The sequence below is a fragment of the Pseudomonas lundensis genome, assembly GCF_002269125.1.
In the GTDB taxonomy this organism is placed as follows: Bacteria; Pseudomonadota; Gammaproteobacteria; order Pseudomonadales; family Pseudomonadaceae; genus Aquipseudomonas; species Aquipseudomonas lundensis_A.
On the sequence record NZ_NQKI01000048.1, the window covers coordinates 21,944 to 31,170 of the forward strand.

The window sequence follows — 9,227 nt, forward strand, 5'->3', positions numbered from 1 at the left end:
GCTTTGTTCAGGGATAAAACCGCATTCCTTCCTTATAGACAGGCAACCTACATGTGGATAAGTGAACGCGTGCTCGCTACAATGGCGCCTGTTTTTGCCTCACCGGCTTTCAACTTAGGGGATATCCGTGTCAGTGGAACTTTGGCAGCAGTGCGTAGAGCTTTTGCGCGAAGAACTGCCTGCCCAGCAATTCAACACCTGGATCCGTCCACTACAGGTCGAAGCCGAAGGCGACGAGTTGCGCGTGTATGCACCCAACCGTTTTGTCCTCGACTGGGTGAACGAAAAATACCTGAGCCGTTTGCTTGAGCTGTTGAATGAGCACAGCAATGGCATGGCCCCTGCGCTGTCCTTATTAATAGGCAGCAAGCGCAGTTCGGCACCTCGTGCGGCCCCCAATGCGCCGTTGGCTGCTGCTGCCTCGCAACAGGTGGCCGCACCCTCCGTGGCCCCGAGTGCTCCTGCCCAGTCAGCTGTAGCACCTGCGCCTGTGCACAAGCCTGCTACCCAGACGAGTGAAGAGCCGTCGCGAGACAGCTTCGATCCAATGGCTGGCGCCAGTTCGCAACAAGCGCCGGTACGCGCCGAACAACGTACCGTTCAAGTTGAAGGTGCGCTCAAGCACACCAGTTACCTGAACCGCACGTTCACCTTTGAAAACTTTGTCGAGGGTAAATCCAACCAACTGGCCCGCGCTGCGGCGTGGCAAGTGGCGGATAACCCCAAACACGGTTACAACCCGCTGTTCCTGTATGGCGGTGTAGGTCTGGGTAAGACTCACTTGATGCATGCGGTGGGCAACCACCTGCTGAAGAAGAACCCGAATGCCAAGGTGGTGTACCTGCATTCCGAGCGTTTTGTAGCGGACATGGTCAAAGCCCTGCAGCTCAACGCAATCAATGAGTTCAAGCGCTTCTACCGCTCGGTGGATGCATTGCTCATCGATGACATTCAGTTCTTTGCGCGCAAGGAGCGGTCTCAGGAAGAGTTTTTCCATACCTTCAACGCCCTGCTTGAAGGCGGTCAGCAAGTGATTCTCACCAGCGACCGTTACCCGAAAGAAATTGAAGGCCTGGAAGAACGTCTTAAATCACGTTTTGGCTGGGGCCTGACCGTGGCCGTCGAGCCGCCGGAACTGGAAACACGTGTGGCGATCCTGATGAAAAAGGCCGATCAGGCCAAAGTCGATTTGCCCCACGATGCCGCTTTCTTTATTGCTCAACGCATTCGCTCCAACGTGCGTGAGCTTGAAGGTGCGCTCAAGCGGGTGATTGCTCACTCGCACTTTATGGGCCGCGACATCACCATCGAGCTGATTCGTGAATCCCTTAAAGACTTGCTTGCGCTGCAAGACAAACTGGTCTCTGTGGATAACATCCAGCGCACGGTCGCGGAGTACTACAAGATCAAGATCTCGGATTTGCTATCCAAGCGCCGTTCGCGCTCGGTGGCGCGTCCCCGTCAGGTCGCCATGGCATTGTCCAAAGAGCTGACTAACCACAGTTTGCCGGAAATCGGTGACGTGTTTGGTGGCCGCGACCACACGACGGTCTTGCATGCGTGCCGCAAGATCAACGAACTCAAGGAATCCGACGCGGACATCCGCGAGGACTACAAGAACCTGCTGCGAACTCTGACCACCTGATGACACCAGCGCAGCTTATTAAGGCAAGGGACTAGACCATGCATTTCACCATTCAACGCGAAGCCCTGTTGAAACCCCTGCAACTGGTCGCAGGCGTTGTTGAACGCCGCCAGACCTTGCCGGTATTGTCCAACGTGCTGTTGGTTGTCGAAGGCCAGCAACTGTCGCTGACCGGTACCGACCTGGAAGTCGAGCTGGTTGGTCGCGTGCAATTGGAAGAGCCGGCCGAGCCCGGCGAAATCACCGTACCTGCGCGCAAGCTGATGGATATCTGCAAAAGTTTGCCCAACGATGCGCTGATCGACATCAAGCTTGATGATCAAAAGCTGGTGGTCAAAGCCGGGCGTAGCCGCTTTACGCTGTCTACACTGCCTGCCAATGACTTCCCGACCGTCGAAGAAGGCCCAGGCTCACTGACGTGCAACCTGCAGCAGAGCAAGCTGCGTCGCTTGATCGAGCGCACCAGCTTCGCTATGGCGCAGCAAGACGTGCGCTACTACCTCAACGGTATGTTGCTCGAAGTTTCGGCCGGGATCATCCGTGCCGTCGCCACCGATGGTCACCGTCTGGCCATGTGTTCGATGAAAGCCGATATCGGTCAGCCGGATCGTCACCAGGTCATTGTGCCGCGTAAGGGTATCCTGGAGCTGGCTCGCCTGCTGACAGAGCCGGATGGTGAAGTCAGCATTGTGTTGGGGGCTCATCACATCCGCGCAACAACAGGCGAATTCACCTTCACCTCCAAACTGGTAGACGGCAAATTCCCGGACTACGAGCGCGTGCTGCCTAAAGGTGGCGACAAAACCGTCATCGGTGATCGTCAGGCGCTGCGTGAAGCGTTCAGCCGCACGGCGATTCTGTCCAACGAGAAATACCGCGGTATCCGTCTACAGCTGGCTAATGGTCAGCTGAAAATCCAGGCCAACAACCCGGAACAGGAAGAAGCGGAAGAAGAAGTGGGTGTTGACTACAACGGTGGTTCGTTGGAGATCGGCTTCAATGTGAGCTATCTGTTGGACGTATTGGGCGTAATGACCACTGAGCAAGTGCGTCTGATCCTGTCGGACTCTAACAGCAGTGCGCTGGTGCAAGAGTCGGACAACGACGACTCGGCCTACGTTGTCATGCCGATGCGCCTGTAACTTATGCACAGCCTGCGCTAGATGTCCCTCAGTCGTGTCACAGTCACCGCGGTGCGTAACCTGCACCCGGTGACGTTCTCCCCCTCCCCCCGCATCAATATCTTGTACGGCGCCAACGGCAGCGGAAAAACCAGTGTGCTGGAAGCTATCCACTTGCTGGGGCTGGCCCGTTCGTTTCGTAGCGTGCGGCTAAACCCCGTTATTCAGCATGAACAACAGACGTGCACCGTGTTCGGTCAGGTTGAGTTGGCTGAAGGCGGGCACAGTGCGCTGGGTATTTCACGGGACCGGCAGGGGGAGTTTCAGATTCGCATCGATGGTCAGAATGCGCGCAGTGCTGCGCAACTGGCAGAAATATTACCGCTGCAATTGATCAACCCGGACAGCTTTCGTCTATTGGAAGGCGCACCTAAGATCCGTAGGCAGTTTCTGGATTGGGGCGTGTTCCACGTCGAACCGCGCTTCATGTCGACCTGGCAGCGGCTACAGAAGGCCCTGCGGCAGCGGAACTCATGGCTGCGGCATGGTACACTCGACGCCGTTTCACAAGCGGCCTGGGACCGGGAACTGTGCCTGGCCAGTGATGAAATCGATGAATACCGACGCGCCTACATCAAAGCCTTGAAACCAGTCTTTGAGCAAACCCTGAGCGAATTGTTGGAGCTCGAAGGGTTAACGCTGAGTTATTACCGTGGGTGGGACAAAGACCGTGAGCTGAGCGCAGTGCTCGCCGGGTCCGTCCACCGCGATCAGCAAATGGGTCATACCCAGGCGGGACCGCAACGTGCTGATTTACGTCTGAAGCTGGGCGGACACAATGCCGCAGAAATCCTTTCGCGTGGACAGCAAAAGTTAGTGGTCTGCGCCTTACGGATTGCTCAGGGGCATTTGGTCAGCCAGGCACGGCGCGGCCAATGTATTTATCTGGTGGATGATTTGCCGTCTGAACTCGACGAGCAACATCGCCACGCACTGTGTCGCTTGTTGGAAGACTTACGCTGCCAGGTGTTTATCACCTGTGTAGATCACGAATTATTGAGGGAAGGCTGGCAGACGGAAACGCCAGTTGCTCTGTTCCACGTGGAACAGGGCTGTATCACCCAGACCCACGACCATCGGGAGTGAAGGCATTGAGCGAAGAAAATACGTACGACTCAACGAGCATTAAAGTGCTGAAAGGCCTGGATGCCGTACGCAAACGTCCCGGTATGTACATTGGTGACACCGACGATGGCAGCGGTCTGCACCACATGGTGTTCGAGGTGGTCGATAACTCCATCGACGAAGCACTGGCTGGCCATTGCGACGACATCACCATCATCATTCATCCGGATGAATCCATCACCGTTCGCGACAACGGTCGTGGCATTCCGGTTGATGTGCACAAAGAAGAAGGCGTTTCCGCAGCTGAAGTCATCATGACGGTGCTGCACGCTGGCGGTAAATTCGACGACAACTCCTATAAAGTTTCCGGCGGTCTGCACGGTGTAGGTGTGTCGGTTGTTAACGCCCTGTCCGAAATTCTAGTGCTGACCGTACGCCGCAGCGGCAAGATCTGGGAACAGACTTATGTCCACGGTGTGCCTCAGGCACCGATGGCGATCGTGGGCGAAAGCGAAACCACCGGTACCCAGATCCATTTCAAACCGTCTGCAGAAACCTTCAAGAATATTCACTTTAGCTGGGACATTCTGGCCAAGCGTATTCGCGAACTGTCCTTCCTGAACTCCGGTGTTGGTATCGTCCTTAAGGATGAGCGCAGTGGCAAGGAAGAGCTCTTCAAGTACGAAGGTGGCCTGCGTGCATTCGTTGACTACTTGAACACCAACAAGACGCCAGTCAACCAGGTGTTCCACTTCAACGTACAACGTGAAGACGGTATCGGCGTAGAGATCGCTCTGCAGTGGAACGACAGCTTCAACGAAAATCTGCTGTGCTTCACCAACAACATTCCGCAGCGCGATGGCGGTACGCACTTGGTGGGCTTCCGCTCTGCCTTGACGCGTAACCTCAACACGTACATCGAAGCCGAAGGTTTGGCCAAGAAGCACAAGGTCGCCACCACTGGCGATGATGCCCGTGAAGGGTTGACTGCGATTATTTCGGTGAAAGTGCCAGATCCGAAGTTCAGCTCCCAGACTAAAGACAAGCTGGTGTCTTCCGAAGTGAAGACCGCTGTTGAACAGGAAATGGGCAAGTACTTCTCGGACTTCCTGTTGGAAAACCCGAACGAAGCCAAGTTGGTTGTCGGCAAGATGATCGACGCCGCGCGTGCCCGTGAAGCGGCCCGTAAAGCCCGTGAAATGACCCGCCGTAAAGGCGCGCTGGATATCGCAGGCTTACCTGGCAAGCTGGCTGACTGCCAAGAAAAAGACCCGGCGCTGTCCGAACTGTACCTGGTGGAAGGTGACTCTGCTGGCGGCTCCGCCAAGCAGGGACGTAACCGCCGTACCCAAGCGATCCTGCCGTTGAAAGGTAAAATTCTCAACGTTGAGAAAGCCCGCTTCGACAAGATGATTTCTTCGCAAGAAGTTGGCACCTTGATCACAGCGCTGGGCTGCGGTATTGGCCGCGAAGAATACAACATCGACAAACTGCGTTATCACAACATCATCATCATGACCGATGCTGACGTCGACGGTTCGCACATCCGTACCCTGTTGCTGACCTTCTTCTTCCGTCAGTTGCCGGAGCTGATCGAGCGTGGCTACATCTACATCGCTCAGCCGCCGTTGTACAAAGTGAAAAAGGGCAAGCAAGAGCAATACATCAAAGACGACGACGCCATGGAAGAGTACATGACGCAGTCGGCCCTTGAAGACGCCAGTCTGCACTTGAACGAAGACGCCCCGGGCATCTCTGGCGAAGCGCTGGAGCGTTTGGTCTACGATTTCCGCATGGTGATGAAAACCCTCAAGCGTCTCTCGCGCCTGTACCCTCAGGAGCTGACCGAGCACTTCATCTACCTGCCGGCTGTTTCGCTTGAGCAACTGGGTGACCACGCAGCCATGCAGGCGTGGATGGCCAAGTTTGAAGAGCGTCTGCGTCTGGTTGAGAAATCGGGCCTGGTGTACAAGGCCAGCCTGCGCGAAGACACAGAGCGCAACGTATGGCTGCCGGAAGTCGAACTGATTTCCCACGGCCACTCGACGTTCATCACCTTCAACCGTGATTTCTTCGGCAGCAACGACTACAAAACCGTTGTGACCCTTGGTGCGCAACTGAGTACTTTGCTGGATGAGGGTGCCTACATTCAGCGTGGCGAACGCCGCAAGCAAGTCACCGAGTTCAAGGAAGCACTGGACTGGTTGATGGCTGAAAGCACCAAGCGTCACACCATTCAGCGCTACAAAGGTCTGGGTGAAATGAACCCCGATCAGCTCTGGGAAACCACAATGGACCCAAGCGTGCGTCGCATGTTGAAGGTCACTATTGAAGATGCGATCGGCGCCGATCAGATCTTCAATACCTTGATGGGCGATGCCGTAGAACCTCGTCGTGAGTTCATCGAGAGCAACGCATTGGCAGTGTCCAACCTGGACTTCTGATGCGGCTGTAGGTTCTCAAAATAAATGAGAATTCTTACAAATAGTTGAACTGTGCAACACAAAAAAGCCAACGCTATGTAGCGTTGGCTTTTTTGTGTCTCTTGTTTGAAGAATTTTGGATAAGCGATTCAGTGTTATAAAGGATGCATATTTTTATAATAAATTTAGAGAAATAGCCTTATTGAAAACGTTATTCGCTAACTCGATATAAATGAAATTTTATAGAAGTTTTTCACATATAACACGGAACTATAAGATCCAGCTTTATTTGCTCATATAGCTATAAAGGAATTGTCAGTAGTCAACGCCTGGCTTAATATCGTTAGTCAAAAATTAGCTATGAATGCATGAGGTGGGGCTAATTTATTGTTTGACGTAATGTGCGCCAGAGCTAGCGTATAAGGATTCTAAATGCAGAAAGAGGAAGCCAGAATGTAAAAACGCGATCAACCTTGGGAGGATGACCGCGCCTAGATGAAGCAGGAATTACTTGTGTGGTGCTCGTAATTTCTGCCTTTTTTCGGCGCATGTCAACTCTCCCCAATTTTTCGACCTTATCGAGGCGTCTCGAGGGCACAGTGTTGCCTGTTGAATAGCCTCCATGAGTCCGCTGGCGCATGCATTTTTCTGCGTCAAGGACTCGTTCGACCTGGAGAAATGTCATGGCCGTAAGAAATGTTGTAACCCGCAGATCCTGCCACTTCCGGGGCTTTTTCCCCTCACTGAAAAATGGCAAATCCATTCCTTGGGAATCCCAGCTTGAGGGGTATTTTTTGAGTCTTCTTGAGCTGTCGCCTCAGGTGTTTCGATACGAAGTTCAGCCGAGCAAAGAAACCTTCGAAATGGGTGGGTACAGCGCCATCTACTACCCTGACGTCCGGGCAGTGCTGCACGACGGAACGGAGCAGTGGTTCGAGGTTAAGCCTGTTGGCGCCGACGCTGAGTTGACCCAGCTGCCGAGATTTTACTGACCCAGTCTGACTCCTCGTGAATCATTGTCTGTGCTCGACTTTTGCAGTTTTGGAGATAGGGCAGTCTTGCGTCGGTACCTGGGTCAATCCGAGGTCAGCATCAACACGGGTGATCAAATGCCAATTTGGGTACGTGAAAGTGCGCTTTCGTGGGCTGATGAAAAACACGGCTCAGTTGACCACATTGTTCGCCCTGTCGAACCTGTGGATGGCTCGAAAACAACTGATGGGTATGGGCGAGTTGCGCGCTTAACATGGAAAACCGGGCGAAAAACGCCCTCGATGAACACTGCATCAGGTCGTTTTGAGCAAATAGCGCTGCGTGCCGTGCAAATTACGACTTGCCGCCGCCGCGCAGCAAGTTGATCGGAGCATCCCTAGGTGTAGTTGGTTAGGTTAGTCCTCAAAATAAAGAGCGCAGGCTAAACAAATACCGGTAATTACGGCCATGTACGCTGCCCAAACGTTAAATTGAATAGAAAGTTCAGTGAGCTTTCGGGCAGCCTCAGCCGATGCATCAAGTGCGTCCATCTGTTGCTTGGCAGAAATATGCCAGAACATTCCAGAAACCAAGCTGAGCATTGCGGCAACAGCTGAAAGTCCACGTTTGATCGTAATGCGAATAGTCTCTCGAACCACTGAATAATTTCCTCGGTAGAAAGTAGTTTTCGGCTCTATTAAAAAACTTTAGTTCGAGCCCCGTCAGCAGGGTTGGTGAGGGCCAGATGCTGCCTATCTAAACAGCAGCTTTATCCGTATCGACGCATTCATCATTGATATTCGACAGACGTGACGCCGCTTCCAACAACGCAGTAATAGTCGTCTGGTTTAATGCGAGTGCGACACGGCCATTGACTTCCAATACGCGAGCGCTTGGCAGCTCTCCAGCCGAGGAGGTCACGGCGCTCAGGGTCGCGACCCCACCAGAATAGACAATAAGCCGAACGCGAGCTACATCGAGAGGTTCACCAAACAGATGCTTTGCAGACTTAGGAGATACGCTTGCGGATAGTTGGCGTGCTGTGGCACCTACTTCAATACCGTCGCTATTAAAAAAGGAACGCACCAGGACTCCGACAGTTTCCTCAGGAACAATTGTCATCCATTCGGTCAGTTCCATCTCCATGGGGATTTCGCAAGGCTTGAGCCCCAAATTAAAGATCGACAAATAATAATCTTGCGACGGCAATGCTGAATCAACGAGCCGTAACTTAGGGTTTTGCATTTGTTCGCAAAAATAAATTCGCGTAATTACCAGTTTTTGTTTGTCGAGCAGTGATACATGAATATCTACTCTGGATTTCATTGGTTTGACCCCCTGCGGCAGCACTTTGTACCACTCGTAGAAACCACCGCAGCCAACGCTGATCGGTGAGTTCACCGCCAGTCCGTTTAGGTAGTCACTTTCTCGATAGAGCATTTCGCAGGAGATGCTCTCAGCCAGGTACTCGGTTGTCCTCCAAAGCGCGGCCCCAGAAGCTGTCTTCACACCCTGAAGTCGGTGGTCCTCCCTCTCAATAAGTTGTCCAACAAGCTCTGCCCCACTTCCTGCTGCATAGCAGACGCCAAAGAACTGGGTGTCGATTCGCTTGACCGAATTATGTGTATAGGGGGTGCGATGGCCGGACGCATCAATTAAGACCCCTAGCAGCCAAAACTCTCCTGCTCGCGGTGAGTGTTTTAAGACACGATCTATCAGCTCTTTATCAACTCTCGCGCACTCGTCATATTGATACTTATTACGAAATGCTTCGGACAGATTGTCGAGGAAATGAATAGCGGGTGTGCACGACCCTGCGAACGCCAATACTCCTGAGTTATTGGGGAGAACAAATGTCTTCCGTGCTAGGCTCTGTACGTAAACCCAAGAAATACGATTTTCTGTAAAATACACCGCCATTAAAGCCAGGAGGCCAAGATG

7 protein-coding genes and 1 pseudogene are annotated in these 9,227 nt (G+C 53.2%); 6 read left to right on the forward strand and 2 right to left on the reverse strand.

Features of this window, described 5'->3' with window-relative positions; all coding sequences use genetic code 11:
• Positions 1–127: 127 nt before the first annotated feature.
• From dnaA to CJF39_RS20860, 6 genes and pseudogenes are all read left to right on the forward strand, one after another.
• Positions 128–1,645, forward strand: a complete 1,518-nt coding sequence (gene dnaA, locus CJF39_RS20835; RefSeq protein ID WP_094995128.1) for a chromosomal replication initiator protein DnaA — start codon at positions 128–130, stop codon at positions 1,643–1,645.
• 38 nt (positions 1,646–1,683) lie between these two features.
• Positions 1,684–2,787 (forward strand): DNA polymerase III subunit beta, encoded by a 1,104-nt coding sequence (gene dnaN, locus CJF39_RS20840; protein WP_047278985.1) that lies wholly within the window; start codon positions 1,684–1,686, stop codon positions 2,785–2,787.
• A 21-nt stretch (positions 2,788–2,808) separates the two neighbouring features.
• Positions 2,809–3,912 (forward strand): DNA replication/repair protein RecF, encoded by a 1,104-nt coding sequence (gene recF / locus CJF39_RS20845; protein WP_094995129.1) that lies wholly within the window; start codon positions 2,809–2,811, stop codon positions 3,910–3,912.
• Between the two features lie 5 nt (positions 3,913–3,917).
• Positions 3,918–6,335 carry a DNA topoisomerase (ATP-hydrolyzing) subunit B gene (gene gyrB, locus CJF39_RS20850; RefSeq protein ID WP_094995133.1) on the forward strand — a complete coding sequence of 806 codons (2,418 nt, stop codon included), beginning with the start codon at positions 3,918–3,920 and terminating at the stop codon, positions 6,333–6,335.
• 662 nt (positions 6,336–6,997) lie between these two features.
• Positions 6,998–7,306 carry a hypothetical protein gene (locus CJF39_RS20855; protein WP_094995130.1) on the forward strand — a complete coding sequence of 103 codons (309 nt, stop codon included), beginning with the start codon at positions 6,998–7,000 and terminating at the stop codon, positions 7,304–7,306.
• A gap of 106 nt (positions 7,307–7,412) precedes the next feature.
• Positions 7,413–7,559, forward strand: a pseudogene (locus tag CJF39_RS20860) (IS5/IS1182 family transposase); the annotation flags it as partial.
• Between the two features lie 143 nt (positions 7,560–7,702).
• On the opposite strand, the gene CJF39_RS20865 reads toward CJF39_RS20860, so the two are convergent.
• Together CJF39_RS20865 and CJF39_RS23095 are read right to left on the reverse strand one after the other, a co-directional pair.
• Positions 7,703–7,945: a hypothetical protein gene (locus CJF39_RS20865; RefSeq protein WP_094988638.1), complete on the reverse strand. Its 243-nt coding sequence runs from the start codon at positions 7,943–7,945 to the stop codon at positions 7,703–7,705.
• A 97-nt stretch (positions 7,946–8,042) separates the two neighbouring features.
• A partial coding sequence (locus tag CJF39_RS23095) for a hypothetical protein (protein ID WP_170942712.1) occupies positions 8,043–9,227 on the reverse strand: 1,185 nt, incomplete at its 5' end.

Excerpts from the sequence above, each read along its gene's own strand:
- CJF39_RS20855 (WP_094995130.1), top strand. The coding sequence starts at position 6,998 with ATGGCCGTAAGAAATGTTGTAACCCGCAGATCCTGCCACTTCCGGGGC.
- dnaN (WP_047278985.1), top strand. The coding sequence starts at position 1,684 with ATGCATTTCACCATTCAACGCGAAGCCCTGTTGAAACCCCTGCAACTG.
- recF (WP_094995129.1), top strand. The coding sequence starts at position 2,809 with ATGTCCCTCAGTCGTGTCACAGTCACCGCGGTGCGTAACCTGCACCCG.